Origin of the sequence: Marmoricola sp. Leaf446 (genome assembly GCF_001424755.1) — a bacterium.
Classification (GTDB): Bacteria; Actinomycetota; Actinomycetes; order Propionibacteriales; family Nocardioidaceae; genus Marmoricola.
Window position 1 is genome coordinate 754,396 of the sequence record NZ_LMRF01000001.1, and the last position, 26,741, is coordinate 781,136.

Below are 26,741 nucleotides of genomic sequence, written 5' to 3' on the forward strand. Positions count from 1 at the left end.
GCCGCAGCCGCCGACGACGGGCCGCAGGAGGTGTTCCGGCTGCAGGACGAGCGGATCGCCGAGGCCAGCGGGATGGTCGACCTCGGTTCGCGCACGGTGCTCACCAACGACTCCGGCGACGTCGCCCGGCTGTTCGTCCTCGACGCGGAGGGGCGCACCGTGGCGGTGAGGGAGTACGCCGGGGAGGCGGTCGACGTCGAGGCGCTGGCCCCCGTGGGCGACCCGTCTGAGGGCGCCGTGTGGGTGGGCGACATCGGCGACAACCGGGCCGTGCGGAGGTCGGTCACCGTCACCCGGGTGCCGCTCGACGGCCGCGCGGTGGCGGCGTACGAGCTGACCTACCCCGACGGCCCGGCCGACGCCGAGTCGCTGCTCGTGGACCCCGACGGTCGCCTCGTGGTCGTCACCAAGTCGGTCGCCGGCGGGGCCGTGCTGCGCGCACCGGCCCGGCTCGACCCGACCGGCCCCAACCGGCTCGAGCAGGTCGCGACCGTCGGCGAGGCGCTGGCCACCGACGCGGCGCTGCTGTCGCCGACCCGGGTGCTGGTGCGGGGGTACGCCGAGGCCGGCCTCTACGCCTGGCCCTCGTGGGAGCCCGTGCGCCGCGTCCCGCTGCCCGAGCAGCCGCAGGGCGAGGCGCTCTCGGTGGGCCCGGGCGGCCGCACCAGGGTCGCGAGCGAAGGAGCCGGCACGCCGGTCTTTCAGCTCTCCCGCGCGGCCACGGCCGACCCGACGGCAGCCCCGACTCCTTCGGCGAGCCCGAGTCCGAGCCCGCGTCCGAACACGCCGCCCGCCGCGACGGCGTCGCCGGGCCCCCCGAGCACGAGCCGGGGCGCCGGCACCGACCGGTTCGCCCTCGGCACCGGGCTGCTGCTCGGCGGCGTCGGGCTGGCGGCCGTCACCTGGCTGGTGCGGCGTCGCCGGGGATCCTCCTAGAGCCGCTCGACCACGTGGTCGATGCACCGGGTGAGTGCCGCGACGTCCGCGGGGTCGACGGCCGGGAACATCGCGATCCGCAGCTGGTTGCGACCGAGCTTGCGGTAGGGCTCGGTGTCGACGACGCCGTTGGCGCGCAGCACGGCTGCGACGACGGCGGCGTCGACGGAGTCGTCGAGGTCGACGGTGCCGACCACGAGGCTGCGGTGCGCCGGGTCGGCGACGAACGGAGCGGCGTACGACGAGGCCTCGGCCCAGCCGTAGAGCGCGTCGGAGGAGGCGGTCGTCCGCGCGACCATCGCCTCGAGGCCGCCCTGGGCGAGCATCCACTCCAGCTGCTCGGCGACGAGGAACAGCGTCGCGATGGCGGGGGTGTTGTAGGTCTGGTCCTTGCGGGAGTTCTCGATCGCGGTGGGCAGGTCGAGCGAGGCCGGGATCCACCGCTCGCCGGCGAGCTCGGCGGCCCGGTCGATCGCGGCGGGGGAGAAGGTCGCGAGCCACAGCCCGCCGTCGGCGGCGAGGCCCTTCTGCGGGGCGAGGTAGTAGACGTCGGTCTCGGTGAGGTCGACCGGCAGGCCCCCCGCGCCCGAGGTGGCGTCGACCAGGACGAGCGAGCCGTCGTCGGCCACGCGGCGCACGGGCGCCATCACGCCGGTCGAGGTCTCGTTGTGGGGCCAGGCGTAGGCGTCGACGTCGGACTCATGCGGCGTCGCGAGCGAGCCCGGCTCGGCCCGGACGACGTCGGGCTGGTCGAGGAACGGGGCGGCGGCGGTGGCGTCGGCGAACTTCTGGCTGAACTCGCCGAAGACCAGGTGCTGGCTGCGGCGGCGTACGAGCCCGAAGGTCGCGACGTCCCAGAACAGCGTCGACCCGCCGTTGCCGAGCACCACCTCGTAGCCGTCGGGCAGCCCGAGCAGCTGGCCCAGCCCCTCGCGCACCCGGCCGACCAGGGCGCGCACCGGCGCCTGGCGGTGCGAGGTGCCCATCAGGGTGCGGCCGGAGGCGGCGAGCCGGTCCAGCGCACCGTCGGGGACCTTGGAGGGACCCGAGCCGAACCGTCCGTCGGCGGGCAGCAGGTCCGGGGGGATGACGAGGTCGGCCACGGTCCTAGTGTGTCAGCGATGTGCCCCGTCCCTGCAGGCCCCGTCCCCGGCTTCGAGGTCGTCCGTCGCAGCTTCACCCACCCCGACTCGCAGCGGCTGGTCGAGGAGGTGCAGCAGGAGTACGTCGTCCGCTACGGCGGGCCCGACCTGACGCCGCTGGACGCGTCGTACTTCGAGCCGCCGCTCGGCTCGTTCTTCGTCGGCTACCTCGACGGCGAGCCCGTCGCCACCGGGGCGTGGCGGCGCCGCACCGACGTGGCGTACGCCGGCACCACCGCCACGGCGGAGATCAAGCGGATGTACGTCGTGGCCGGTGCCCGCGGCCGCGGCCTGGCCCGCCGCATGCTCGCGCACCTCGAGCGCACCGCCCACGAGGCCGGCGCCGAGGCGATGGTGCTCGAGACCGGCGAGAAGCAGCCCGAGGCGATCGCGCTCTACGAGTCCAGCGGCTACCGCCAGGTCCCGGGGTTCGGCTTCTACGCCGACGCCCCGCTCTCGCGGTGCTACGCCCGGGCGCTGGGCTCCCGCGCGGCGTGGGACGCCGCGGCCGCGACCTTCGACGACGAGCCCGACCACGGGCTGCGCGACCCGGCCGTGCGAGAGGCCTGGCGGACGCTGCTGCGCAGCGCGCTCCCGCCCGCGCCCGCCCGCGTCGCCGACCTCGGCTGCGGCACCGGCACGCTGGCCGTGCTGCTGAGCGAGGAGGGGCACGCCGTCACCGGCGTCGACTTCTCCCCGGCGATGGTCGAGCGGGCCGTCGCCTCCGGCGTCGACGCGCGGCTGGGCGACGCCGCCGACCCGCCGCTCGACGCGGCGTCGTACGACGTGGTGCTGTGCCGCCACGTCCTGTGGGCCCTGCCCGACCCCGCCGCCGCGCTGCGTCGCTGGGCCGCGCTCCTGGCGCCGGGCGGCCGGCTCGTCCTGGTCGAGGGCCGCTGGCACACCGGCGCCGGGCTGACGATGGCCGAGTGCACCGAGCTGGTCCGCGCGGTCGCCCCCTCGCTCGGCGTACGACTGCTCGACGACCCGGCGCTGTGGGGTGGCCCCACGACCGACGAGAGGTACGTCGTGGTGGGGCGGGTGGGCTGATTACCCGGACGTCCGGGTAATCAGCAGCTCACTGTCAGATCAGGGTCGTCCGACCGGCTTGTTGACGACCCTGGTCTGACAGTGAGCCGACCGGCGTACGACGAACGCCCGCTCCGTCCCCCGGAGGGGACGAAACGGGCGCTTGGTCGGGGGAAACTGCCCGCCGAAACGGACGTACCGGGCATCGGCGGGCAGTTTTACCGGCTGGCCGGTGAAACTGCCCACCGCTCAGGCCGCCCCGGCCCCGAACGTCGAGGTGTCGATGACGAACCGGTAGCGCACGTCGGAGTCGACGACGCGGTCCCAGGCCTTGTCGACGTCGTCGACGCCGATGACCTCGACCTCGGCGCCCAGGCCGTGCTTGGCGCAGAAGTCGAGCATCTCCTGGGTCTCGCGGATGCCGCCGATCTTGGAGCCGGCCATGCTGCGGCGCATGCCGGCGAGCGAGAACGCCTGGTAGGAGCTGTCGCCCTCGGGGATGCCGACGTGCACCAGGGTGCCGTTGAGGCCGAGCAGGCCGAGGTACTTGTCGATCGGGAGGTCGGCGGAGACCGTGTTGACGATCAGGTCGAAGTGGCCCGCGAGCTCCTCGAAGGTCGACTCCTCCTTGGTGGCGTAGTAGTGGTGCGCGCCGAACCGCTTGCCGTCCTCCTCCTTGGAGGTGGTCTGCGAGAGCACGGTGACGTCGGCGCCGAGCGCCGCGGCGATCTTGACGCCCATGTGGCCCAGGCCGCCCATGCCGATGATGGCGACCTTCTTGCCGGGGCCGGCCTCCCAGTGGTGCAGGGGGGAGTAGAGCGTGATGCCGGCGCACAGCAGCGGGGCGGCGACGTCGAGCTCGACGCCCTCGGGGATGCCGAGCACGTAGTTCTCGTCGACGACGATCGAGGTGCTGTAGCCGCCGAAGGTGGGCTCGCCGTCGTACTCTTTGCCGTTGTACGTCGGGACCTCGCCCTTGAGGCAGTACTGCTCGTCGCCGGCCTTGCAGTTCTCGCACTCGCGGCAGGAGTCGACGAAGCAGCCGACGCCGACGCGGTCGCCGACGGAGTACTTGCTGACCTCGGAGCCGACCTCGGCGACGACGCCGGCGATCTCGTGGCCGGGGACCATCGGGAACAGGGACTGGCCCCACTCCTCGCGACCCTGGTGGATGTCGGAGTGGCAGATGCCGGCGAACTTGATGTCGATGACGACGTCGTGGGCACGGGGGGCGCGGCGCTCGACGGTGCTGCGCTCGAAGGGCTGGGAGGCGCCCTGGGTGACCAGGGCCTGGGCGGTGCGACCGCCGGTGGAGGTAGTAGACGTTTCACTCATGCCGGGCCCGTGCCCCGTTCAGCGACGAGTATGCGTGAACAACAGACAAACCGGACATGTGATTCGTACCGTGGTGGAACCCCTGGAGGTCACCATGCGCCGTATCCTCGCTCCGCTCCTCGCCGCTCTCTCGGCCGCCCTGCTGCTCGTCCTGGCCGCGCCCGGCGCCCACGCCGACGACCCGGTGCCGACGCCTCCGCCGACCCCGCCGACCACGACGACCCCGGCGCCGGTCGAGCCCTACGCGCGCTACGAGCCGCAGACGACCTGCTCGCCGACGGCCAAGCCGGGCGCGGTCGCCGCGCAGCGGTGGGCGGTCGCGACCTACGGCGGCCGGGCCGGCGGCATCTCGCGGGCCTGCGGCGGGTCGCTCTCGGAGCACAAGGAGGGGCGGGCCTTCGACTGGACCCTCGACGCCCGCAAGGTGGCCGACCGCGCGCGGGCGCAGCGCTACCTGACCGCGCTGTTCGCCACCGGCCCCACCGGTGAGCGAGCCGAGCTGGCCCGGCGGATGGGCGTCATGTACGTCATCTGGAACGACCGGATGTACGCCGCCTACCGCCAGTTCGCGCCCACGGCGTACGTCAGCAGCTCGTGCCGGGGCAAGCCGCTCACGCGCTGCTCGGCGACGCTGCGCCACCGCGACCACGTGCACGTCTCGCTGTCCAAGGCGGGCGGTGCCGGTCGCACCAGCTGGTACGTCGGGCGCGTCGCCCGCGCCCGCTAGAGACGGCCGCCGCCCGTCTCCCCGGTGGTGGGGGGACGGGCGGCGAGCACAAACGCGGTCGGTCCGGACGGGGTGGGACGGGTCAGACGACGAGCTCCTCGTCGGCCGAGGTGTCGCCCCAGGCGTCGTTCCAGCCCTCGATCGAGCTGGCCGGACGCTCGCCCGGGCCGGCGTAGATCGCGGAGGGCCGGATCAGCCGACCGGTGGTCTTCTGCTCCAGGATGTGCGCCGACCAGCCACCGGTGCGCGCACAGGTGAACATCGAGGTGAACATCGGCGCCGGCACCTCGGCGAAGTCCAGGACGATGGCCGCCCAGAACTCCACGTTGGTCTCCAGCACACGGTCCGGACGACGCTCGCGCAGCTCGGCCAGGGCGGCCTGCTCCAGCTGCTCGGCGACCTCGTAGCGCGGCGCGTCGAGCTCCTTGGCCGTGCGCCGCAGCACCCGGGCCCGAGGGTCCTCGGCGCGGTAGACGCGGTGCCCGAAGCCCATCAGCCGCTCGCCGTCGTCGAGCAGCTTCTTGACGTACGCCGTCGCGTCGCCGCTCTTCTCGACGTCCTCGATCATCGTCAGCACCCGGGCGGGGGCGCCGCCGTGGAGCGGACCGCTCATCGCGCCGATGGCGCCGGAGAAGGCAGCCGCGACGTCGGCACCGGTGGAGGTGATGACGCGGGCGGTGAAGGTCGAGGCGTTCATGCCGTGCTCGGCCGCCGAGCTCCAGTAGGCGTCGATCGCCTTGACGTGCTTGGGGTCGGCCTCGCCCTTCCAGCGGATCAGGAACTTCTCCGCCAGCGTGGTGCCGCCGTCGACCTCGCTCTGCGGGACGATCGGCTGGCCGATGCCGCGCGCGGACTGCGCGGCGTAGGAGAGCACCATCACCGCGATCCGGGACAGGTCGGTGCGGGCCTGCTCGTCGCTGATGTCGTAGGTCTGCTTCATCCCCAGCATCGGCGCGAGCATCGCCACGCCGGCCTGCACGTCGGCGCGCACGTCGCCGGTGTGGATGGGCAGGTTGTAGGGCTCGGCCGGCGGCAGCCCCGGGTCGTAGGCGCCGTCGATGAGCAGCCCCCAGACCTTCTCGAACGGGATCCTCCCGACGATCTCCTCGATGTCGACGCCGCGGTAGCGCAGCGCCGAGCCTTCCTTGTCGGGCTCAGCGATCTGGGTCTCGAAGGCGACGACGCCCTCGAGCCCGTGGTGCACCTCAGTCATGCGACGCATTGTGCACCTACTGGCCAGTTCGGTCAGCAGGACCGTCCAGCGCGGGGCTCGGCGCCCGGCCTAGGGTCGGGTCATGACGACCCCGCAGGACCCTGCAGCGGACCCCGCCGCCGACCGCCTGGCCGCGCTGCGCCAGGAGTACGGCGACACCGGCATCGAGCCCGGGGACCTGCCCGCCGACCCCGTCTCGGCCGTACGCCGCTGGCTCGACGAGGCGGTCGCGGCCGGGCTCCACGAGCCCAACGCGATGGTGGTCGCGACCGTCGCCGCCGACGGCACCCCGGCGGCACGCACGGTGCTGCTCAAGGGGCTCGACCAGGCCGGGTTCGTCTTCTACACCAACTACGACTCCCGCAAGGGGCGCGAGCTCGAGTCCTCGGGCCGGGCGGCGCTGCTGTTCCCCTGGCACGACCTCCAGCGCCAGGTCCGCGTCGAGGGCGCGGTGGCGCGCGTGTCGCCGGCCGAGAGCGCGGCGTACTTCGGCCAGCGCCCGCGCGGGTCCCAGCTCGGAGCCTGGGCCTCGCCCCAGAGCGAGGAGGTCGGGTCCCGGGCCGAGCTCGACGAGCGGTACGCCGCGGTCGAGGCGCGCTTCGAGGGCGTCGAAGTCCCGGTGCCGCCGCACTGGGGCGGCTACCGGGTGACGCCCGAGGTGGTCGAGCTGTGGCAGGGCCGCTCGGGCCGGATGCACGACCGCCTGGTCTACCGCCTCGGCCCGGGGGAGGGATGGTCGCTCACCCGGCTCGCCCCGTGACGCCCTCACAGCACCTTGTGAGTGAGCACTCACTCACCTAGTCTCGACGGGTGACCCCCCGCGCGACGCCGATGGCTCCCGACGAGCGACGGGCGGCCATCGTGACCGCCGTGGCGCCCCTGGTGCTCGAGCACGGCCGGATGCCCAGCACCCGCGAGATCGCCCGGGCGGCCGGTGTCGCCGAGGGCACGATCTACCGCGTCTTCGAGGACAAGGACGCACTGCTGCACGCCGTGCTCGAGGAGGTGCTGCGTCCGCCCGACTCGGCCGAGCAGCTGGTCGACCAGATGGCGGCGCTGCCGGGCCTGGCGACGCGGTTGCTGGTGCTGGCCGAACGCTCGCAGGCGCGGATGCGCGAGGTGCACGCCACCTTGATGGTGATGCGGCCGCTCATGGAGCAGGCCTCCCACCGCGGCCCCGGCCTCAGCCCGCCGCGCTTCCTGGTCGAGGCCAACGAGGCGCTGATGGACCGGCTCACCCGCGTCTTCGAGCTCTCCGCCGAGGAGCTCACCGTCTCCCCGCTCGTGGCCGCCACGGCGTTCCGGGCCCTCATGCTCGGCGCCCACAGCCCGGGGATGCCGACCCCGTCCCCGCTGACCCCCGAGGTCGTCACGCAGCTGCTGCTCGACGGGCTGGCGCGGCGCGAGGCCCGGGTCGACGGGGGCGGGGCCTGATGCTGCTGCGGCTCGTGCGCACCCGGCTGCGCCCCTACTCCCGGTGGCTCGGCGCCGTCGTGCTGCTGCAGCTCGTGGGCACCATGGCGGCGCTCTACCTGCCCAGCCTCAACGCCGACATCATCGACCGGGGCGTGGCGGCCGGCGACACGGCGTACGTCGTGCGCACCGGTGGCCTGATGCTCGGCGTCGCGCTGCTCCAGGTGGCCTGCTCGGTGGCCGCGGTGTGGTTCTCGGCGCGGACCGCGATGAGCTTCGGGCGCGACGTGCGCCGCGAGATCTTCCACCGGGTGGGGAGCTTCTCCCAGCGCGAGGTGACCCGCTTCGGGGCGCCGTCGCTGATCACCCGGGAGACCAACGACGTCCAGCAGGTGCAGATGCTGGTCCTGATGAGCTGCACGCTCATGGTGACCGCGCCGATCATGATGGTCGGCGGCGTGGTGATGGCGATGCGCGAGGACCTCGGGCTCTCCTGGCTGCTCGCCGTCGCGGTGCCCGTGCTGGTGCTGGTGATCGGGGTGATCATCCGGCAGATGGTGCCGAGCTTCCGCGCGATGCAGGAGCGCATCGACGAGGTCAACCGGCTGCTGCGCGAGCAGATCACCGGCGTCCGGGTGGTGCGGGCGTTCGTGCGCGAGCCCTACGAGACGCAGCGCTTCGCCACCGCCAACGGTGACCTCACCGACGTCTCGATCCGGGCGGGGCGCTGGCTGGCCGCGATGTTCCCCGCGGTGATGCTCGTCGCCAACGTCTCCTCGGTGGCGGTGCTGTGGTTCGGCGGCCACCGCGTCGAGGACGGTCAGATGCAGGTGGGGGCGCTGACGGCCTACCTCGCCTACCTGATGCAGATCCTGATGTCGGTGATGATGGGCACCTTCATGCTGATGATGGTGCCGCGCTCGGCTGTGTGCGCCGACCGGATCATGGAGGTCCTCGACACCGAGTCGTCGGTGGTGCCCCCGGCCGACCCGGTGCGCGAGCTCACCGAGCCCGGCACGCTGCGCTTCGAGCACGTCGAGTTCAGCTATCCCGGGGCCGCGGCACCGGTGGTGCGCGACGTCTCCTTCGAGGCCCACCCGGGCCAGGTGGTGGCGATGATCGGCTCCACCGGGGCCGGCAAGACCACGATGGTCGGGCTGGTGCCGCGGCTGGTCGACGCCACCGGGGGCCGCGTGCTGGTCGGCGGGGTCGACGTACGCCGCCTCGACCCCGACCTGCTCCACGCCGAGATCGGGCTGGTGCCCCAGCAGGCGTGGCTGTTCTCCGGCACGGTGCGCTCCAACCTCGCCTACGGCCGTCCCGACGCCACGGAGGCCGAGCTGTGGGAGGCGCTGGACACCGCCCAGGCCCGCGACTTCGTCGAGGCGCTGCCCGAGGGCCTGGACGCTCCCGTCACCCAGGGCGGCACCAACCTCAGCGGCGGCCAGCGCCAGCGGCTCTCGATCGCCCGCGCCCTGGTGCGCCGACCGCGGATCTACCTCTTCGACGACTCCTTCAGCGCCCTCGACCTCGCCACCGACGCCCGGCTCCGGGCCGCGCTGCGACCGGTGACCCGCGAGGCGACGATGCTCGTGGTGGCCCAGCGGGTCTCCAGCATCCGCGACGCCGACGTGATCCTCGTGGTCGAGGACGGCGCCGTGGTCGGTCGCGGCACCCACGAGGAGCTGCTCCAGGACTGCCCGACCTACCAGGAGATCGTCTCCTCCCAGCTCGGCGCGGAGGCGACGGCATGAGCGGGCACGAGACGGCCCGGTCCGAGGGCCCCGACGGCCCCGACAACCCCGACACCCCCGGCGGCCGGCTGCAGGAGACCGAGCGCATCCCGCCCAGCGGCGGCGGTCCGGGCCGCGGACCGTTCGGCGGCGGCATGGTCGGGCAGAAGGCCTCGAGCTTCGGACCGTCCGCCCGCCGGCTGGTCGGCCGGATGGCGCCCGAGCGGACCAAGGCGGTCCTCGTCGTGGTGCTGGCGGTGCTCAGCGTCGGCCTGACCGCGCTCGGCCCCTGGCTGCTGGGCCGGGCGACCGACCTGATCTTCTCCGGCCTGCTCGGCGCACGGCTCCCGGAGGGCCTGACCCGGGCCGAGGCCGTGGCGGGGCTGCGGTCGCGCGGCGAGGACCAGCTGGCCTCGATGGTCGGCTCGATGGACCTCGTGCCCGGCCGCGGCGTCGACTTCGACGCCGTCGGGCGGGTGCTGCTGCTCGTGCTCGCGGTCTACGTCGTGGCCGCGCTGCTGGCCTTCGTCCAGGGCTACCTGCTCAACGACGTGGTGCAGAAGACCGTGCTGCGGCTGCGCGCCGAGGTGGAGGACAAGGTCAACGCGCTGCCGCTGGCCTTCGTGGACAAGCAGGCCCGCGGCGAGCTGCTCAGCCGGGTCACCAACGACATCGACAACGTCAGCCAGACCCTGCAGCAGACGATGAGCCAGCTGCTCACCTCGTTGCTGACGGTGCTGGCCGTGATCTCGCTGATGTTCTGGATCTCGCCGCTGCTGGCGATGGTCGCGCTGGTCTCGGTGCCGGTCTCGATGCTGGTCGCCAAGGTCGTGATGGGCCGCTCGCAGGGGCTCTTCGTGACCCAGTGGCGGCGTACGGGACGGCTGAACGCCCACATCGAGGAATCCTTCTCCGGGCACGCCCTGGTGACGGTCTTCGGGCGCCGCCGCGAGGCCGAGGCGGTCTTCGCCGAGGAGAACGACGAGCTCTACCGGGCCAGCTTCGGGGCGCAGTTCGTGAGCGGCCTGATCATGCCGATCATGATGTTCGTCGGCAACCTCAACTACGTCGTCATCGCCGTGGTCGGCGGGCTGCGCGTGGCGAGCGGGTCGCTGTCGCTGGGCGACGTGCAGGCCTTCATCCAGTACTCCCGCCAGTTCACCCAGCCGCTCACCCAGGTCGCCTCGATGGCCAACCTGCTGCAGTCCGGCGTCGCCTCGGCCGAGCGCGTCTTCGAGCTGCTCGACGCCGAGGAGCAGACCCCCGACCCCGCGCCGTCGGCGGTGGCCGGCACCGGCCCGGTCCCCTCCGGCGTACGCCGCGGCGAGGTGCGCTTCGAGCACGTCGACTTCTCCTACGACCCGGCGCGACCGCTGGTGCAGGACCTGTCGCTCGTCGCCCGGCCGGGGGAGACGGTCGCCATCGTCGGCCCGACGGGCGCGGGCAAGACGACGCTGGTCAACCTGGTGATGCGGTTCTACGAGGTCGATGCCGGACGGATCACCCTCGACGGCGTCGATGTGGCCGCCGTGCCCCGGGCGGTGCTGCGGCGGCAGACCGGGATGGTGCTGCAGGACACGTGGCTGTTCGCGGGCACGATCCGCGACAACATCGCCTACGGCAACCCCGACGCGACGTCAGAGGAGGTGCTCGAGGCGGCCCGGGCCACGTTCGTCGACCGGTTCGTGCACTCGCTGCCCGACGGCTACGACACCCTGGTCGACGAGGACGGGTCCAACCTGTCGGCGGGGGAGCGCCAGCTGGTGACGATCGCCCGTGCGTTCCTCTCCGACCCGGCGCTGCTGATCCTCGACGAGGCGACCTCGTCGGTGGACACCCGCACCGAGCTGCTGCTGCAGCAGGCCATGCGGGCGCTGCGCAGCGACCGCACGTCGTTCGTGATCGCCCACCGGCTCTCCACGATCCGCGACGCCGACCTCATCCTGGTGATGGAGGACGGCGCCATCGTGGAGCAGGGCACCCACGAGGAGCTGCTCGCCGCCGACGGGGCCTACGCCCGCCTGCACGCCGCGCAGTTCAGCGGGGCCGGGGTCTAGCCGGGGTCCAGCCGGGTCTAGCCCGCGCCGCCGCCGCCGTTGTCGAGGGTGTCGGACCCGTCGTCCTCCTCGGAGCCGACGCGGCCGTCGCCGGTGCCGTCGCCGCCGGAGCTCGTGCCGCCGTCGGTCCCGCTGCTCGAGCCGCCGGCGCCGGAGCCGTAGTCGGCCTCGTCGGCGGTCAGGGGAGCGGTCTCCGGGTCCTCCTCGCGGTCGGCGCCGATCTGGTCGTCGTCGTTGCCGGTCTGGTCGGGGTGGGTGGCCAAGGGGTTGTCCTCTCCGGGCTGCAGGTCCTCGGGCAGCTGGGCGTCGGTCACCTCGCCGGGCTCGCCCGGCTCGACGTCCCGGCTCGCCGAGCCGCCCGACTCGCTGTTGCTCGAGTCGCTGCTGCTCGACTCGGTCGTGGTCGACGCGGTCTCGGTCGACTCGTCGGTCGTCTGGTCCTCGTCCGGCTGCTCAGTCATGCGAGCGACGTACCCCACCACCGGGGGCGCAGACAAAGTCCGTTGAACCGACGGACCTCCCGTCCTACGCTGGTCGGACACGGGAAAGGAGGTGGTCCGAGGAATGAGTTCTTCGAGGACGCGTGAGGTGGCTGCCCACTAGCAGCGCACCGCCCAGCCGCGTGAGCGCGCTGGTGAATTCCAAGCAGTCACCCGACCCGCAGACGATCCGGGAACACGTCCCCCGGAGCGGCCGAACCCTCGGCCACGTCTGCGGGTCGCCTGCTTTTGTAGGGTGCGCCCATGGCCGACGACGAGACCATCCTGGCGCTGGAGCACGAGATGAGCGTGCTGATCCGTCGGCTGCGCCGCAGGATCGCCGAGCGGGCCCGCCTGGTGCACCCCGAGCTCGCGCCCGTGGCGTACTCGATGCTGATGGCGCTCCACGACGGCGGCGCCCAGCGGGCCAGCGCGCTGGTGGAGCTGTTCTCGATCGACAAGGGGGCCGTCAGCCGCCAGGTGCAGACGCTGCTGGAGCTCGGGCTGATCGAGCGCACCCCCGACCCCGACGACCGCCGGGCCGCCATCTTGGAGATCACGCCCCTCGGGCGCGAGCGGCTCGACGCCGTCGCGGCCCAGCGGCGCCTCGAGGTGATCGAGAAGCTGCACGACTGGTCCGACGAGGACCTGCGGGACTTCGTCGACGTGATGTCGCGCTACAACACGGCGCTCGAGCGGGGCTGACGGGCGCCGGAGGGCCGCTGCCGGGCCGGGCGGCGACGCCCGCTGCGTCGATGGGAGAGGATGGGCACGTGAGCGACCTGATCGACACCACGGAGATGTACCTCCGCACCATCTACGAGCTCGACGAGGAGGGCATCGTCCCGCTGCGCGCCCGGATCGCCGAGCGGCTGCACCAGAGCGGTCCCACCGTCAGCCAGACCGTGGCGCGGATGGAGCGCGACGGGTTGCTGACCGTGGAGGGCGACCGCCACCTCCAGCTCACCGAGGAGGGCCGCAGCCTGGCCACGCGGGTCATGCGCAAGCACCGCCTCGCCGAGCGGCTGCTGACCGACGTGATCGGGCTCGACTGGGAGCTGGTGCACGAGGAGGCGTGCCGTTGGGAGCACGTGATGAGCGAGACCGTCGAGCGCCGGCTCCTCGAGCTGCTCGACCACCCCACCGAGTCGCCCTACGGCAACCCGATCCCCGGACTGGCCGAGCTGGGGGAGACGCCGGCCGGCGAGCAGTTCCGCGACGGCGTCGAGTCGTTGACCGACGTCGCCGGTGCCGAGTCGCTGCGGGTGCGGGTGCGCCGGATCAGCGAGGAGATGCAGAAGGACGAGTCGCTGATGACCGCGCTGCGCCGCGTCGGCGCGCTGCCCGGGGCCGTCGTGGCCGCGGTCGCGACCGCCGAGGGCGTCCTGCTCGGCTCCTCGGGCGAGACCGCCGAGATCGTCCCGGAGGCGGCCGACCACATCTTCGTGACCGTCGCCGGCGAGGTCACGCGGGTCTGAGCGCCCCGCGCTCCTGCTCGGCCGCGTCGGCCAGGTCGCTGAGCCAGCCGCTGCAGCCGGTCTCGAGCTTGAGCGTGGCCAGGTCGTCGCCGCGCGTGGCACCCCGGTTGACCAGCACGACCGGTGTGCCCGCCTTGGCGGCGTGGCGCACGAAGCGCAGGCCCGACATCACCGTCAGCGAGGAGCCGACGACCAGCAGCGAGTCGGCGTCGTCGACGGCGGCGTAGCAGCGGGCGACCCGGTCCTTGGGCACGTTCTCGCCGAAGAAGACCACGTGGGGCTTGAGCCGGCCGCCGCACGCCTCGCAGCCGGGCACCACGAAGTCGTGGGTCTCCTCCAGGGCGACGTCGCCGTCGGGTCGCGCGGCCACGTCGGCGTGGGCCTCGGCCCAGCCGGGGTTCAGCTCGGTCAGCCGCCGTTGGAGGGGTGCGCGGTCCGACGTACGGCCGCAGTCGAGGCAGACCACCTTGCTGACGCGCCCGTGCAGCGCCACGAGCTGCTGCTGCCCGGCACGCTCGTGCAGGCCGTCGACGTTCTGCGTGATCAGCAGCGGCACCCGCCCGGCGGCCTCGAGCCGCACCAGCGCGCGGTGCCCGGCGTTGGGCTCGGCCGAGCCCATCCGCGACCAGCCGACGTGGGCGCGTGCCCAGTAGCGCTGCTGGCTGGCCGGCGTGGCCACGAACTCCTGGTAGGTCATCGGGCGCCGCGCCGGGGCGCCCGGCCCGCGGTAGTCGGGGATGCCCGAGTCGGTGGAGAGCCCGGCGCCGGTGAGCACCACGGTGCGCGGCCCGAGGAGGTCGAGCAGCTCCGCCGGGGGAGGCGCGTGGTCAGCCACGGGCGTAGCGCACCTCGGCCCGGGCGCGCGCCTTGGCGGCCTCCTCCTCGCGGTTCTTCGGCGGCGCCGGCGTGCTCAGCCCGTCGAGGAGGCGTCGCGTCGCGGCCTCGACCTCGGCGATCGCGGCGTCGAACGCGGCCTGGTTGGCCTGCGAGGGACGGGTCGACCCGCTGATCTTGCGGACGTACTGCACGGCGGCGGCGTGCACCTCGTCGTGGGTGGCCGGGGGCTCGAAGTTGTGCAGGGTGCGGATGTTGCGGCACATGCCACCGAGGGTACGTCGCACCCGGCCGTCCGGCATGGGACAGGATGGGCGGCCCGACCCCCGACCACCTCTTCCCAGGAGCCCCGGTGCCCGAGCCCACCCCTGACCGAACCCCCGACCGGGCCCACGACCTCGTCGTCCTCGGGGCGACCGGCTTCACCGGCGAGCTGACCGCGGCCTACCTCGCCGAGCACGCGCCGGCGGGCCTGCGCTGGGCCCTGGCGGGGCGCAACCAGGGCAGGCTGGAGGCCGTGCGCGGCCGGCTCGCGCAGATCGACCCCGCCCTGGCCGAGCTGCCGCTGCTGCAGGCCGACAGCAGCGACGAGGTCTCGCTGCGCACCCTCGCGGAGTCCACCCGTGCGGTGATCACCACGGTGGGCCCCTACCTCGCCCACGGCATGCCGCTGGTCGCCGCGTGCGCCGCGGCCGGCACCGACTACCTCGACCTCACCGGGGAGCCGGAGTTCGTCGACCGGGCCTACCTCGCGCACCACGAGACCGCCGTGGCCTCGGGCGCCCGGCTGGTCCACGCCTGCGGCTTCGACTCGATCCCGCACGACCTCGGCGCGTGGTTCACCGTGCAGCAGCTCGGTGACACCGACCCGATCACGGTCCGCGGCGTGGTCCGCGCGGCCGGCACCTTCTCCGGCGGCACCTTCCACTCCGCGCTCGGCGCGATGAGCAACGCCGGCGGGATGCGCAGCGCGATGAAGGAGCGCCGCGCCCGCGAGCCGCGCCCGCAGGGACGTCGCTCGCGCGCGGTGGCCGGCAAGCCCCACCGCGACCGGGTGCTGGGCCGCTGGCTGCTGCCGCTGCCGACGATCGACCCGTTCGTGGTGGCCCGGTCGGGCGCTGCGCTGTCGTCGTACGGCCCGGACTTCCGCTACAGCCACTACGCCGGTCTCAAGACGCTGCGCTACACCGCCGGTGCCGTCGTCGGCGTCGGCGCGCTGGCCGCCGCCGCCCAGGTCGGGCCGCTGCGCTCCCAGCTGCTCAAGCGGGTGCCGCAGGGCCAGGGTCCCTCGGAGCAGCGCCGCGAGAAGTCGTGGTTCACCGTCGACTTCGTCGGCGAGAGCGCCGGGCGCACCGTCCACACCCGCGTCTCCGGCGGCGACCCGGGCTACACCGAGACCGCCAAGATGCTCGCCGAGTCGGCGCTGTGCCTGCTCCTCGACGACAACCCGACGACCGCCGGCCAGGTCACCACCGCCCAGGCCATGGCGGCCAACCTGGTGCCGCGGCTGCAGGCTGCCGGGATGCGGTTCGAGGTCGTCTGAGGATCGGCAGTGGTGGGTAGTCCGAGACGAAAAGCACCGCCGACAGCCTGATGACGGTGCTTCTCGTCTCGGACTACCGGGGTTCCGGGCTCAGGTGAAGAGCGTGTCGCCGACGAAGCCGGTCGAGCGGCGTACGCCGGGAGGCACCGCCCACAGGCCCGAGCCGGTGTGCTGGAGGTACTCCATCAGCCCGTCCTGGGCCGAGAGCCGGGTCTGCATCGGGATGTAGTGAACGTCGGGGTCGCGGACGAAGGCCACGAAGAACAGGCCGGCGTCGAGGCGCCCGAGCGCGTTGCTTCCGTCGGTGAAGTTGTAGCCGCGGCGCAGCATCTTCACGCCCTTGTTCTGGGTCGGGTGCGCCAGCCGGACGTGGGAGTCCAGGCCGATGAGCGGGCCCTCGCGGCCCTGGAGGTCGAAGTCGGGCTCGGTGAACTCGGTGCCGCCCGAGAGCGGCGCGCCCTGCTCGCGGTCGCGGCCCACCAGCGACTCCTGCTCGCGCAGGCTGCTGCGGTCCCAGGTCTCGATCTGCATGTTGATGCGGCGGGCCACCAGGTAGGTGCCGCCGGCCAGCCAGTCGGCGCGGGGGTCGTCGCCCTCGCCGACCCAGACGAACTCCTCGACGCCCTCGCGGTCCTGCGACTTCAGGTTGGCGGTGCCGTCCTTGAAGCCGAACAGGTTGCGCGGCGTGGCCTGCGCGGTCGAGGTCGAGGAGGTGCGGCCGAAGCCGAGCTGGGCCCACCGCATCGCGGCGGTGCCGAAGGCGATGCGGGAGAGGTTGCGGATGGCGTGGACCGCGACCTGGGGGTCGTGGGCGCAGGCCTGGACGCACAGGTCGCCGTTGCTGCGGGCGGGGTCGAGCTTGTCGGCCGGGAAGTGCGGCAGCTCGCGCAGCGCCGCCGGCTGCTTGCCGTCGAGCCCGAAACGCGGCTTGCCGTCCCGCTCGAACAGCGTCGGGCCGAAGCCGAAGGTGAGGGTCAGCCCGGAGGCGTCGAGGTCGAGCGCCTCGCCGGTGTCGTCCGGCGGCGCGTCGTACGACGTGGGAACGCCCTCGCCGACCGGGCGGCCCGAGGTCATCGCCCGCGCGGCCGCCGTCCACGCCCGCAGCAGCAGGATCAGGTCGTCGCGCGACTCCGAGGTGACGTCGAAGGCGGCGAAGTGGAGCCGGTCCTGCGCGGGGGTGACGATGCCGGCCTGGTGACGGCCGCCGAAGGCGTAGCTGGACTGGCCGGGCTTGCCCGGGTCCTCGGCCGCGTGCCCCACGGCGTACCCGCCGACCCCGGCCGCGCCCACGGCGAGCGCGCCGGCACCGGCGGCGCCGAGGAGGCGTCGCCGGCTGACGCCGGAGGGCGAGGTGGGGGTCTCGGAGGCGGGCTCGGTCACAGCGTGATGGCCCCGGTGAGCTTGGAGAGCGGCTCGGCCAGCGCGTTGACCCGGTCGGAGAGCTCCTTGCGCTGCGGCTCGGTGACGGTGTCGTAGGAGACGAAGTCGTCCTTGCCCCGGCGGTACTGGTCGAGCGAGGTCTGCAGGTCGCGGAACGCCGACTGGATCTTCTGCGACAGCGCCGGGTCCTTGACGTCGAGCAGGGGCTTGAGGCCCTCGTAGGCCACGCGGGCGCCGTCGACGTTGGCCTGGAAGTCGTAGAGGTCGGTGTGCGACCAGATGTCCTCCTCGCCGGTGATCTTGCCGCTGGCGACCTCGTCGAGCAGGCCCTTGGAGCCGTTGCCGATCTGGTCGACGGTGTAGTCGAGGTCCTGGACGCGGCTGTCGAGGGTCTTGGTGTTCGCCAGCAGGTCCTGGCCGTACTTCTCGCGGTCGGCCTCGCCGAGCGCGGTGTAGCCCGACGCCGGCGGCCAGAGGTCCTTCTCGATCCGGTGCCAGCCGGTCCACTCCTGGCCGGGGGTGAGGTCGGCCTCGCGGAGGTCCATCTTGGGGTCGAGGTCGCCGAAGGACTCGGCCACGGTCTCGATGCGCTCCCAGTAGGTGCGGGCCTGGGGGTAGAGCTCGCGGGCGCGCTCGTCCTGCCCCGCGGCGTACGCCGTGACGAAGGCGGTGGTCTCGTCGACCAGCTGCGAGGACTGGTCCTTGACGTAGGCGGCGTACTGCGTCGTCGCGGCGTCGATGTCGGCCTGCTCGACACCGGTGATCGTGGTGTCCTCGCCGGAGTCGGTGACGGTGAAGTCGGTGCGGATGCCCTTGCCGGTCATGCCGGGACGGCACGAGGCGACGTACGAACCGGGGGCGGCCCGCACGACGAGGTCCCGCGACAGGCCGGGGCCGACGTTCTCGATCTCGCCGACGATGCGCAGGCCGTCCTCGGCGTAGAAGTAGAACTCGGTGACCTGGTCGCCGGAGTTCTTGACGTCGAAGACCAGGTTGCCCGAGGGCGCCTTCGTGGTGGTCAGGTCACAGGCGTCGGCGGTGGAGTCGACGGTGATGGTGCCGTCGCCGGCGGAGCCGGAGGCCTGCGGGTCGTTGGACTCGGTCAGGGAGCAGCCGGTGGTGCTAATCAGGAGCGCGGCGCAGGCGGCAGCGGCGGGGACGAGCTTCACGGGGAGGAGGGTCTCTCTGCTCAGGCGGCCCGCGCCGGCGCCGGCGTGGGTGCGGTGGTGGCGGTGCCGGTGCGGCGGGGGCGACGCGCCCGCAGCAGGAACACCGTCATGGTCGGGACGACGTAGGCCACCCAGGCGACGGCCTCGAGCCAGGTGGTGGCGGGGGAGAAGTTCAGCGTGCCCTTGAGGATCGTGCCGAGCACCGAGGCGGGCGCGATGGTGTCGCTGACGTCGAAGGCCAGGCTGTTCAGGCCGGGGAGCATCCGGGCCTCCTGCAGGTCGTGGACGCCGTACGCCAGGACGCCGGCCGCGACGACGATGAGGATCGCCCCGGTCCAGGTGAAGAAGCGCGACAGGTCGATCTTCAGCACGCCCTTGTAGAAGGCGTAGCCCATCGCCACGGCGGTGAGGATGCCGAGCAGGGCGCCCAGCAGTGGCACCAGCTGCGAACCGCCCGAACCGGTCGCCTGCGTGGCCGACCAGAGGAAGAGCGCGGTCTCCAGGCCCTCGCGACCGACGGCGAGGAAGGCGACGAGCGCGAGGCTGGCGCGCCCGGCCTCGGCGGCGGCGTCGATGCGGCCGCGCAGCTCACCGCTCAGGGCGCGGGCGTGCCGGGCCATCCAGAAGACCATCCAGGTCACGAAGCCGACGGCGACGATCGACAGGATGCCGCCGAGCGCTTCCTGGGCCTCGAAGGTGAGCCGGCGGGGGCCGAAGGTGAGCAGCGCACCGAAGGCGGCGGAGATCGCGACGGCCAGGGCGACGCCGACCCAGATGCGGGGCAGCAGGTGACGGCGACCGGACCTGACGAGGTAGGCGACGAGGATGACGACGACGAGGCTGGCCTCGAGGCCTTCGCGGAGGCCGATGAGGTAGTTGCCGAGGGGGAAGGACGACATCACGGCTCCTGACAGGTAAGGCTTGCCTAATCAGCGTAGACCCGTTGGTTGGGGGCGACAACCGTGGGCCAGGTCACGCCGCGGCCGTAGGGTCGGGGCATGCGCGTAGCTCTGCAGGTGACCTGTCTGGGGGACGCGTTGTTCCCCGACGTCGGCAAGGCGACCCTGAGGCTGCTCCGGCGGCTCGGGGTGGAGGTCGACTTCCCGGAGGCGCAGACCTGCTGCGGCCAGCCGATGATCAACTCCGGCTACCTCGACGAGGCGGTGCCGGCGGTGCGTTCCTTCGTGCGCGCCTTCGAGGGGTACGACGCGATCGTCACCCCCAGCGGGTCGTGCGCCGGGGCGGCGCGGCACCAGCACGCGATGGTGGCCCGCCGGGCCGGTGACCAGGGCCTCGCCGACGCGGTCGCCACCACCGGCCCCCGCACCCACGAGCTCAGCGAGTTCCTCGTGGACGTGCTCGGCGTCACCGACGTGGGGGCGTCGTTCCCGCACGCCGTGACCTACCACCCGACCTGCCACTCGCTGCGGATGCTCGGGGTCGGCGACAAGCCGCTGCAGCTGCTGCGCGAGGTGCGCGACATCGACCTGCGCGAGCTGCCGGGGGCCACCGAGTGCTGCGGCTTCGGCGGCACCTTCGCGGTCAAGAACTCCGACACCTCGATCGCGATGGGCGCCGACAAGGCCCGCCACGTCCGCGACACCGGCGCCCAGGTGCTGGTCGCCGGCGACGCGAGCTGCCTGATGCACGTCGGCGGCATGCTGGGTCGCCAGCGGGCCGGCGTACGCACGATGCACCTGGCGGAGGTCCTCGCCAGCACCGAGGGACTGGCGGTCGAGGGATCGGGCGCCGGCTCCGCGCCCAAGCACACCGAGGAGCCCGTATGACGCTCGCCCCCGACCCCCTGACCAGTGCCGCGACGTTCGTCGGGATGCCGGCCTTCCCCACCGCGGCCCGCGCCGCGCTGGCCGACAGCCAGCTGCGCCACAACCTCGAGCACGCCACCCACACGATCCGCGACAAGCGGGCCCGGGTCGTGGCCGAGGTCGACGACTGGGAGGAGCTCCGCACCCGCGGGGCGGCGCTCAAGGACGCCACGCTCGCCGACCTCGAGACCCACCTGCTCACCCTGGAGGAGCGGCTCACCGCTGCCGGCGCCACCGTGCACTGGGCTCGCGACGCCGAGGAGGCGTGCCGGGTCGTCGCCGACGTGGCCCGCAGCCACGGGCTCGACGAGGTCGTCAAGGTCAAGTCGATGGCCACCGCCGAGATCGGGCTCAACGAGGCGCTGGCCGCCGAGGGCATCGCCGCCTGGGAGACCGACCTGGCCGAGCTCATCGTCCAGCTCGGCGACGACCTGCCCTCCCACATCCTGGTGCCGGCGATCCACCGCAACCGCTCCGAGATCCGTCAGATCTTCCTCGACAAGATGGCCGGTGCCGGCCGACCGGCTCCCGCCGACCTGAGCCAGGAACCGGCCGAGCTGGCCGCGGCGGCCCGGCTGCACCTGCGTGAGAAGTTCCTGCGGGCCAGGATGGCCGTGTCCGGCGCCAACTTCGCGGTCGCCGAGACCGGGACCCTGGTCGTCGTGGAGTCCGAGGGCAACGGTCGGATGTGCCTGACCCTGCCCGAGGTCCTCGTCTCGGTCGTGGGCATCGAGAAGGTGGTCCCGACCTTCGAGGACCTCGACGTCTTCCTGCGGCTGCTGCCCCGGTCGAGCACCGGCGAGCGGATGAACCCCTACACCTCGACCTGGACCGGCGTCAGCCCCGGCGACGGGCCGCAGGAGCTGCACGTCGTGCTGCTCGACAACGGTCGCACCCGGGCGCTCGCCGACGAGGTGGGCCGCCAGGCGCTGCGCTGCATCCGGTGCTCCGCCTGCCTCAACGTCTGCCCGGTCTACGAGCGCACCGGGGGCCACGCCTACGGCTCGGTCTACCCCGGCCCCATCGGCGCGATCCTGAACCCGCTGATGAAGGGCGTCGGCGTCGACGAGCAGACCGACTCGCTGCCGTACGCCTCGTCGCTGTGCGGCGCCTGCTACGAGGTCTGCCCGGTCAAGATCGACATCCCCTCGGTGCTGGTCGACCTACGGTCGCAGGTCGTCGACGCCCACCGCGGCGGCCGTCCCTCGGTCGAGGCGGTCGCCATGAAGGGGGCCGGCGCCACCTTCGGCTCGTCGCGTCGGCTGCGCCTGGCCGAGCGCTTCACCGGCATCGGCACGCGCGTCGCCGGCCGCTTGGGCCTCGCGTCCGCGTGGTCCGGCGCCCGCGACCTCCCGACTGCCCCCACGGAGTCCTTCCGGGCCTGGTGGAGGCGCACGGGTGGCGGCACGGACAGCGCTCCAGGCGGTCCGGGCAGCGGCACGGGCGGGCTCGACCGATGAGCGCCCGCGACGACGTCCTGGCCCGCGTCCGCGCGGCCACCGCCACCGCGGTCGCACCGCCGCTCGAGCGCCCGGTGGTGCAGAGCCGCCCCGGCGACGTCGACCTCTTCGTCGAGCGGGTCGCGGACTACCGCGCCGTGGTCGAGCGCTGCACCCCCGAGGAGCTCGGGGCGCGGCTCGCGGAGGTGGTGGGGGAGCGGCGGGTCGTGGTGCCCGACGGCCTGCTCGAGGTCCTCGACCAGGGCGGTCTCGTGCTCCCCGGCGCCGTCGCCGACGACGGCCTCGCCGCGACCGAGCTCGACCGGCTCGACGGCGTGGTGACCGCCGCGACGGTCGGCATCGCCGAGACCGGCACGATCGTCCTCGACCACGGCCCCGGCCAGGGCCGTCGCGCGGTCACGCTGGTGCCCGACCTGCACGTGTGCGTCGTGCGTGCCGACCAGGTCGTCGCCGACGTCCAGGACGCAGTGGCCCGGCTCGATCCCGCACGGCCCCACACCTGGATCAGCGGCCCCTCCGCGACCAGTGACATCGAGCTCGACCGTGTCGAGGGCGTCCACGGCCCTCGGCAGCTGCACGTCGTCGTGGTGGGCTGAGGCCGCTGCACCCAGGTCGCCCCCCGTCCTCGGGCGTTGCGGGGCGTCGCGGTCGATGAGGTGCCCCAGGCCAGAGTCGAACTGGCGACCTTTCGCTTAGGAGGCGGCTGCTCTATCCACTGAGCTACTGGGGCGCGTCAGGTGAGCACCGCCCACCTGGCAGGGCTCATCTTGTCAGGGGCGCCCCGCCGGGGTCGAAACCGCCTCGCACGACCCCCGTCCTCCCCACCTGAGGCTTTCCTCAGCCCCGGCACAGGGACCCGTGGCAGGATGGGCCGGCTAGTGCCCCCGGTCCGAACCGCGGCGCACCCCCACTGACCAGCACCGACGCCCCGGGCCCCGGGCGACCGACAGACGGAGACCGACACGGTGAGCGACGCAGAACCCCGCCACGCCGGCGTCTCCCGTCGGCGGCGCATCCTGCGGCGGGTGGTCGTCGGGCTGTGCGTGCTGGCCGTGATCGCGACCGCGGGCGTCGTCGTGGCCTACCGACAGCTCGAGGGCAACATCAACGCGGTCCAGATCGACCTCGGTGACGACCGGCCCGAGCAGGTCGAGGTCGAGGGGCCCGACGAGCCGCTCAACGTGCTGGTGATGGGCTCCGACGAGCGCTCCGGCAGCGGCATCGGTGGCGAGACCCCGGGGCTGTCGGACACCACGATGCTGCTGCACCTCTCGGCCGACCGCAAGCGCGCCTACGGCGTCAGCCTGCCGCGCGACCTGATGGTCGACCGGCCCGACTGCGTCGGCAAGCGGGGCCGGGTCGTCCGCGGCGCGAAGACGCAGTTCAACGCGGCCTACAACGTGGGTGGTCCCGGGTGCACGGTCCGCACCGTCGAGGCCATCACCGACGTGCGCATCGACCACTTCGTCGTGATCAACTTCGCGGGCTTCAAGGACATGGTCGACGCCGTCGACGGCGTCAAGGTGTGCGTGCCCAACGAGGTCAACGACGACATCGGCAACATCTACCTGCCCGCCGGCACCTACAAGGTCAACGGCAACCAGGCGCTCGACTACGTGCGCGTACGACACGGCCTGGGCGCCGAGAACGGCGACATCGGGCGGATGAAGCGACAGCAGGCCTTCATCGCCGCCATGATCGAGAAGGTCGTCTCGCGCGGCACCCTGGCCAACCTGCCCCGGCTCTACCGCTTCCTGGACGCCGCCACCAGCTCGCTGACCACCGACCGCGGCTTCGCGCAGCTGCGCGAGCTCGCCGGCCTCGGGTCGTCGCTCAAGGACATCGGTCTGGACAACATCCAGTTCATCACCGTGCCCAACGAGCCCTACCCGGCCGACACCAACCGGCTGCAGTTCGCCCCCGAGGCCAACGCGCTGTGGCGCCGGATCCGCTTCGACCGCCCGCTCGGACCGCTCGCCGCCGACGCCGTCGTCCCGGGCCGCAAGCCCGGGGAGCTGCCCTCGGACGACGCCTCGCAGGACCCCTCGCCCGGGCCCTCCGGCGCCTCGCCCTCCACCTCGCCGTCGCCGACCACGACCCCCGACCAGGCCGCCGCCCGCGCCGCCGCGGAGGCCGAGCGCCGGCGCATCGCCGAGGAGGCCGGGCTCTGCGCCTGACGCCCCGTCCGGAGGGTGGGCGGTGGGTGCGAGTACCCCACGTCCGTCGACCTGACACGGCGCGTCCGATTTGCCGTCACCGGATCGTTATCGCAGGATGGCGGGGATGAGGACAGTCCTGACCGGAGGCACCGGCGTCATCGGACGCGCCGCCGTCGCCTCCCTGCGGCGAGCCGGCCACGACGTCGCGGTGGTCACGCGCTCGCCGCGTGCCGACCGGACTGCCGCCGCCCTCGGTGTCGTCGCCCTGCGCGGCGACGTGCTCGACCGGGCCTCGCTGCGCGCCGCCTTCGACGGTGCCCACGTCGTCGTCAACCTCGCTGGACGCACACCCGTGGGCCACAGCGCCCTGACGCCCGGACCGTGGCGTCGCCAGGACCTGCTGCGCACGCAGGGCGTGGCCAACGTCGTGCACGCCGCCCGCGCCGCCGGTGTGCGGCGGCTGGTCCAGGAGGGCGTGAGCTATCTCTACGCCGACCAAGGCGACGAGTGGATCGACGAGCGCAGCCCGCTGGAGATCACCACGACCACCGAGCCGGCCGCGGTCGGCGAGTCGCACGTGCAGGACTTCGGCAGCTGCTCGCGCGTCGGCGTGGTGCTGCGCTTCGGCAGCATCGTGGGCGACGACCAGCAGACCCGGTACTGGCTGCGCGCCGCGGAGGCCGGGCGACGCATCGGTCTGGGCCACCCCTCGGACTGGGCGCACGTCGTGCACACCGACGACCTGGGCGACGCCGTGCTCGCGGCCCTGCACGCGCCGACGGGCGTCTACAACGTGGGCGCGGAGCCGGTGCAGCGCCACGAGCTCGTGCAGGGGTACGCCGACGCGATGGGCGTCGAGTCGACCTCGTTCATGGGCCCGGTCGGCCGGTGGTGGATCGGCCCGCGCTACGAGCCGCTCGCCCGCTCGCTGCGGGTGTGCTCCGACCACTTCGCCTCGCAGACCGGCTGGCAGCCGCAGCGACCGAAGTTCGACGCGGGGTGGCTCGACGCCGCGCTGCGACGATGCGCGAGCGCGAGCCGCTGACGCCCCCGGACGGCCCGGAGACCGCTGCCGAGCGGGCCCGCCGTCGGCGACGGCTGGCTGAGGTCTTCGGCGAGGTGCTGCCCGAGCAGACGGGCGACGACCGAGGAGGTCGCGGCGACGACGAGCGCGCGGACGCGGCCGACGAGCGGTTGCGCCGCGACGTGCCCCCGCACCACGGCCCGGTCGGCTGACCGGGCCGCGGCCCGGGGTCGCCACGGCGCCCCGGTGGTCAGCGGTCGGCGGGCGAGGACGTGCCGGGAGGGGTGACGCTGCCACCCGCGAGCAGGTCGCGGATCTGACGGAGCAGCTCGATGTCCTCGGGCGTGCCCGGGGCCGGCGAGGGGAAGTAGCGCTCCTTGGCCTTCGTGTAGGGCGTCACGATGAAGAAGTAGACGACCGCGGCCAGGATCACGAAGGACACCACGGCGTTGAGGAACGCGCCGAAGGTGTTGGGGTCGTTGGTGAAGTACTCCTTGCTGCTCTCCGGGAGCAGGGCGGTCAACCAGTTGGTGAACGTGGTCACCACGGCACCGAACGCCGTGCCGATGATGACGGCGACGGCGAGGTCGATGAGGTTGCCGCGGAGGAGGAAGTTCTTGAAGCCGCTCATGCGGGCTCTCCTGTCCGAGAGGGGACGTGACCCGGGTCGGGGCCCGACCCGGCCCGGCTCAACCTAGTCCCTCCAGACGGGGATGAGAACTGCGGTCGCGGCGCGCGCGGCCACCCGCGTCGCGGCCAGGTCGGGCACGGCCACGACCACCAGACGGCCGGGCGGCGCGCCGTCGGAGAGGCCGGCGGACCGGTCGGCCGCGGCCGGCAGCGCCACCACGGGCACGTCCTCGACCAGGACCTCCGGAGCCGCCCGTCCGGCGGGGTCGGCGAGCACGAAGCTCACCCGGTCGCCGACGCGGAGTAGCGACACCGCCGTAGCGTCGGCCACCCGCAGCGGCACGGCGGTGCGGCCGGGGTAGCCCCGCAGCAGTCGGCCCTGCACCACCCGGAGCCGGGTGAGCGTCTCCCCTCGGGTGACCGGGGCGGCGAGGACGCGGCCCACGACCTGCCGGGGGTCGGTGACCGCGTCGTCGGGCAGCGTGCCGGGCGGGACCTCGCGGGCCACGACCGAGCCCGGCCGCAGCACGCTCCCGCCGGCGAGGTCGGTGGCGGCCGTCCACGCCCGCACCGTGGGTGGGGCCTGCGGCGAGGCGGCCCCCAGGGCGACCAGCACGGCCAGCCCCGCGCACAGCGCCGAGAGGCCGCGGCGGTGCAGCAGCACCCGGCGCCGCACCCGGCGCGCGAGGGTGCGCGGTGCGGACCACGGGGAGCGGGCAGGTCGGGAGGAGGACGCCGGGGCCATGCCCGGACGCTAGGCGCGGACGCCGCCGAGCGTCGTACGTCGTCCACAGGCCCCGGCGCGGGGACCGTCGGGGTGGCTTGGGTCAGGCGGACTTCGTCTGGCTCGAGGAGGAGCCGTCGCTCTTCGAGGGCGCGGGGGACGACTCCTTCTTCGCCGGCGTCGACTCCGTGGGCGTCGAGGTCGAGCCGCCGTCACCGGAGGAGCCCGACGAGCTGCCGGAGGAGCCGGAGCCGCCGTTGGTGGCGCGGCTGTCGTTGCGGTAGAAGCCGGAGCCCTTGAAGACCACGCCGACCGCGTTGAAGACCTTGCGGAGCCGGCCCTCGCAGACCGGGCAGACGGTCAGCGAGTCGTCGGAGAAGCTCTGCACGGCCTCGAAGAAGTGGCCGCACTCGGTGCAGGAGTACTGGTAGGTGGGCACGGGTGGGGGTC

Annotated in this window: 28 protein-coding genes and 1 tRNA gene; 16 read left to right on the forward strand and 13 right to left on the reverse strand. The window is 73.4% G+C overall.

Going from position 1 to position 26,741, the window contains the following annotated elements; all coding sequences use genetic code 11:
• Positions 1–30 precede the first annotated feature (30 nt).
• Positions 31–936: a hypothetical protein gene (locus ASG49_RS03500; RefSeq protein ID WP_056537135.1), complete on the forward strand. Its 906-nt coding sequence runs from the start codon at positions 31–33 to the stop codon at positions 934–936.
• On the opposite strand, the gene serC is transcribed toward ASG49_RS03500, so the two are convergent.
• Positions 933–2,039, reverse strand: a complete 1,107-nt coding sequence (gene serC / locus ASG49_RS03505; protein ID WP_056537140.1) for a phosphoserine transaminase — start codon at positions 2,037–2,039, stop codon at positions 933–935. The genes ASG49_RS03500 and serC overlap by 4 nt on opposite strands.
• A gap of 18 nt (positions 2,040–2,057) precedes the next feature.
• Between serC and ASG49_RS18135 the strand changes: the two genes are divergently transcribed.
• Positions 2,058–3,128 carry a bifunctional GNAT family N-acetyltransferase/class I SAM-dependent methyltransferase gene (locus tag ASG49_RS18135; protein ID WP_082533747.1) on the forward strand — a complete coding sequence of 357 codons (1,071 nt, stop codon included), beginning with the start codon at positions 2,058–2,060 and terminating at the stop codon, positions 3,126–3,128.
• A 228-nt stretch (positions 3,129–3,356) separates the two neighbouring features.
• On the opposite strand, the gene ASG49_RS03520 is transcribed toward ASG49_RS18135, so the two are convergent.
• On the reverse strand, positions 3,357–4,442 hold the full coding sequence (locus tag ASG49_RS03520; protein WP_082533748.1) for an NAD(P)-dependent alcohol dehydrogenase: 1,086 nt from the start codon (positions 4,440–4,442) through the stop codon (positions 3,357–3,359).
• A gap of 94 nt (positions 4,443–4,536) precedes the next feature.
• Here ASG49_RS03520 and ASG49_RS03525 point away from each other — a divergent pair, with 94 nt between their 5' ends.
• Positions 4,537–5,169 carry a hypothetical protein gene (locus tag ASG49_RS03525; protein WP_156384160.1) on the forward strand — a complete coding sequence of 211 codons (633 nt, stop codon included), beginning with the start codon at positions 4,537–4,539 and terminating at the stop codon, positions 5,167–5,169.
• A gap of 82 nt (positions 5,170–5,251) precedes the next feature.
• On the opposite strand, the gene ASG49_RS03530 is transcribed toward ASG49_RS03525, so the two are convergent.
• Positions 5,252–6,382 carry a citrate synthase 2 gene (locus ASG49_RS03530; RefSeq protein ID WP_056537145.1) on the reverse strand — a complete coding sequence of 377 codons (1,131 nt, stop codon included), beginning with the start codon at positions 6,380–6,382 and terminating at the stop codon, positions 5,252–5,254.
• Positions 6,383–6,464: 82 nt separating this feature from the next.
• Here ASG49_RS03530 and pdxH point away from each other — a divergent pair, with 82 nt between their 5' ends.
• Genes pdxH through ASG49_RS03550 form a run of 4 tightly spaced genes read left to right on the forward strand, consistent with a single transcriptional unit; the run spans position 6,465 to position 11,585 of the window.
• Positions 6,465–7,142, forward strand: coding sequence for a pyridoxamine 5'-phosphate oxidase (gene pdxH / locus ASG49_RS03535; protein ID WP_056537148.1), 678 nt, complete (start codon positions 6,465–6,467; stop codon positions 7,140–7,142).
• 50 nt (positions 7,143–7,192) lie between these two features.
• Positions 7,193–7,816 carry a TetR/AcrR family transcriptional regulator gene (locus tag ASG49_RS19030; RefSeq protein WP_200936188.1) on the forward strand — a complete coding sequence of 208 codons (624 nt, stop codon included), beginning with the start codon at positions 7,193–7,195 and terminating at the stop codon, positions 7,814–7,816.
• A complete protein-coding gene (locus ASG49_RS03545) occupies positions 7,816–9,549 on the forward strand; it encodes an ABC transporter ATP-binding protein (RefSeq protein WP_056537152.1) in 1,734 nt (577 codons plus the stop codon). The genes ASG49_RS19030 and ASG49_RS03545 overlap by 1 nt, the downstream gene beginning before the upstream one ends.
• Positions 9,546–11,585, forward strand: coding sequence for an ABC transporter ATP-binding protein (locus ASG49_RS03550; protein WP_082533749.1), 2,040 nt, complete (start codon positions 9,546–9,548; stop codon positions 11,583–11,585). Before ASG49_RS03545 ends, ASG49_RS03550 begins: the two co-directional genes overlap by 4 nt.
• Before the next feature lie 17 nt (positions 11,586–11,602).
• Here the strand turns inward: ASG49_RS03550 and ASG49_RS03555 are convergent, their stop codons facing one another.
• A complete protein-coding gene (locus tag ASG49_RS03555) occupies positions 11,603–12,046 on the reverse strand; it encodes a hypothetical protein (protein ID WP_056537154.1) in 444 nt (147 codons plus the stop codon).
• Positions 12,047–12,328: 282 nt separating this feature from the next.
• On the opposite strand from ASG49_RS03555, the gene ASG49_RS03560 reads away from it, so the two are divergent.
• Together ASG49_RS03560 and ASG49_RS03565 are read left to right on the forward strand one after the other, a co-directional pair.
• A complete protein-coding gene (locus ASG49_RS03560) occupies positions 12,329–12,769 on the forward strand; it encodes a MarR family winged helix-turn-helix transcriptional regulator (protein WP_056537160.1) in 441 nt (146 codons plus the stop codon).
• A gap of 68 nt (positions 12,770–12,837) precedes the next feature.
• The gene (locus ASG49_RS03565; RefSeq protein ID WP_056537163.1) at positions 12,838–13,542 is read left to right on the forward strand and encodes a metal-dependent transcriptional regulator; all 705 of its coding nucleotides are present in this window, start codon (positions 12,838–12,840) and stop codon (positions 13,540–13,542) included.
• Here the strand turns inward: ASG49_RS03565 and ASG49_RS03570 are convergent.
• Both ASG49_RS03570 and ASG49_RS03575 read right to left on the reverse strand, forming a co-directional pair.
• Positions 13,529–14,377 carry an NAD-dependent protein deacetylase gene (locus ASG49_RS03570; protein ID WP_056537166.1) on the reverse strand — a complete coding sequence of 283 codons (849 nt, stop codon included), beginning with the start codon at positions 14,375–14,377 and terminating at the stop codon, positions 13,529–13,531. The two genes, ASG49_RS03565 and ASG49_RS03570, sit on opposite strands and share 14 nt — an antisense overlap.
• A complete protein-coding gene (locus ASG49_RS03575; RefSeq protein ID WP_056539715.1) occupies positions 14,370–14,642 on the reverse strand; it encodes a DUF2277 domain-containing protein in 273 nt (90 codons plus the stop codon). The genes ASG49_RS03570 and ASG49_RS03575 overlap by 8 nt, the downstream gene beginning before the upstream one ends.
• 86 nt (positions 14,643–14,728) lie before the next feature.
• On the opposite strand from ASG49_RS03575, the gene ASG49_RS03580 reads away from it, so the two are divergent.
• Positions 14,729–15,919 (forward strand): trans-acting enoyl reductase family protein, encoded by a 1,191-nt coding sequence (locus ASG49_RS03580; protein WP_056537169.1) that lies wholly within the window; start codon positions 14,729–14,731, stop codon positions 15,917–15,919.
• A gap of 90 nt (positions 15,920–16,009) precedes the next feature.
• Here the strand turns inward: ASG49_RS03580 and efeB are convergent, their stop codons facing one another.
• Genes efeB through efeU form a run of 3 tightly spaced genes read right to left on the reverse strand, consistent with a single transcriptional unit; the run spans position 16,010 to position 19,367 of the window.
• Complete coding sequence (gene efeB, locus ASG49_RS03585; protein ID WP_056537171.1) at positions 16,010–17,299, reverse strand: iron uptake transporter deferrochelatase/peroxidase subunit; 1,290 nt, start codon at positions 17,297–17,299, stop codon at positions 16,010–16,012.
• Positions 17,296–18,468, reverse strand: a complete 1,173-nt coding sequence (gene efeO / locus ASG49_RS03590; protein WP_056537175.1) for an iron uptake system protein EfeO — start codon at positions 18,466–18,468, stop codon at positions 17,296–17,298. Before efeO ends, efeB begins: the two co-directional genes overlap by 4 nt.
• Positions 18,469–18,488: 20 nt before the next feature.
• Positions 18,489–19,367, reverse strand: a complete 879-nt coding sequence (gene efeU, locus ASG49_RS03595) for an iron uptake transporter permease EfeU (protein WP_056537178.1) — start codon at positions 19,365–19,367, stop codon at positions 18,489–18,491.
• A gap of 99 nt (positions 19,368–19,466) precedes the next feature.
• On the opposite strand from efeU, the gene ASG49_RS03600 reads away from it, so the two are divergent.
• Genes ASG49_RS03600 through ASG49_RS03610 form a run of 3 tightly spaced genes read left to right on the forward strand, consistent with a single transcriptional unit; the run spans position 19,467 to position 22,350 of the window.
• On the forward strand, positions 19,467–20,255 hold the full coding sequence (locus ASG49_RS03600; RefSeq protein WP_056537181.1) for a (Fe-S)-binding protein: 789 nt from the start codon (positions 19,467–19,469) through the stop codon (positions 20,253–20,255).
• Positions 20,252–21,754, forward strand: a complete 1,503-nt coding sequence (locus ASG49_RS03605; protein ID WP_056537182.1) for a lactate utilization protein B — start codon at positions 20,252–20,254, stop codon at positions 21,752–21,754. The genes ASG49_RS03600 and ASG49_RS03605 overlap by 4 nt, the downstream gene beginning before the upstream one ends.
• Entirely contained in the window at positions 21,751–22,350 is a 600-nt protein-coding gene (locus tag ASG49_RS03610; protein ID WP_056537185.1) for an LUD domain-containing protein, read from the forward strand. The genes ASG49_RS03605 and ASG49_RS03610 overlap by 4 nt, the downstream gene beginning before the upstream one ends.
• Before the next feature lie 61 nt (positions 22,351–22,411).
• Here ASG49_RS03610 and ASG49_RS03615 read toward each other — a convergent pair.
• Positions 22,412–22,484 (reverse strand) — tRNA-Arg (locus ASG49_RS03615).
• 235 nt (positions 22,485–22,719) lie between these two features.
• Here ASG49_RS03615 and ASG49_RS03620 point away from each other — a divergent pair.
• The 3 genes from ASG49_RS03620 to ASG49_RS03630 all read left to right on the forward strand — a co-directional run bounded on the left by ASG49_RS03620 (position 22,720) and on the right by ASG49_RS03630 (position 25,149).
• On the forward strand, positions 22,720–23,931 hold the full coding sequence (locus tag ASG49_RS03620) for an LCP family protein (protein WP_156384161.1): 1,212 nt from the start codon (positions 22,720–22,722) through the stop codon (positions 23,929–23,931).
• Positions 23,932–24,037: 106 nt separating this feature from the next.
• Complete coding sequence (locus tag ASG49_RS03625) at positions 24,038–24,958, forward strand: NAD(P)-dependent oxidoreductase (protein WP_056537192.1); 921 nt, start codon at positions 24,038–24,040, stop codon at positions 24,956–24,958.
• Positions 24,937–25,149 carry a hypothetical protein gene (locus tag ASG49_RS03630; RefSeq protein WP_056537195.1) on the forward strand — a complete coding sequence of 71 codons (213 nt, stop codon included), beginning with the start codon at positions 24,937–24,939 and terminating at the stop codon, positions 25,147–25,149. The genes ASG49_RS03625 and ASG49_RS03630 overlap by 22 nt, the downstream gene beginning before the upstream one ends.
• 38 nt (positions 25,150–25,187) lie before the next feature.
• Here the strand turns inward: ASG49_RS03630 and ASG49_RS03635 are convergent, their stop codons facing one another.
• The 3 genes from ASG49_RS03635 to ASG49_RS03645 all read right to left on the reverse strand — a co-directional run bounded on the left by ASG49_RS03635 (position 25,188) and on the right by ASG49_RS03645 (position 26,730).
• Positions 25,188–25,568 (reverse strand): MscL family protein, encoded by a 381-nt coding sequence (locus ASG49_RS03635; protein WP_056537197.1) that lies wholly within the window; start codon positions 25,566–25,568, stop codon positions 25,188–25,190.
• A 63-nt stretch (positions 25,569–25,631) separates the two neighbouring features.
• Positions 25,632–26,312, reverse strand: a complete 681-nt coding sequence (locus tag ASG49_RS03640) for an SAF domain-containing protein (protein WP_056537199.1) — start codon at positions 26,310–26,312, stop codon at positions 25,632–25,634.
• Between the two features lie 82 nt (positions 26,313–26,394).
• A complete protein-coding gene (locus ASG49_RS03645; protein ID WP_056537202.1) occupies positions 26,395–26,730 on the reverse strand; it encodes an FmdB family zinc ribbon protein in 336 nt (111 codons plus the stop codon).
• Between the last annotated feature and the right edge of the window lie 11 nt (positions 26,731–26,741).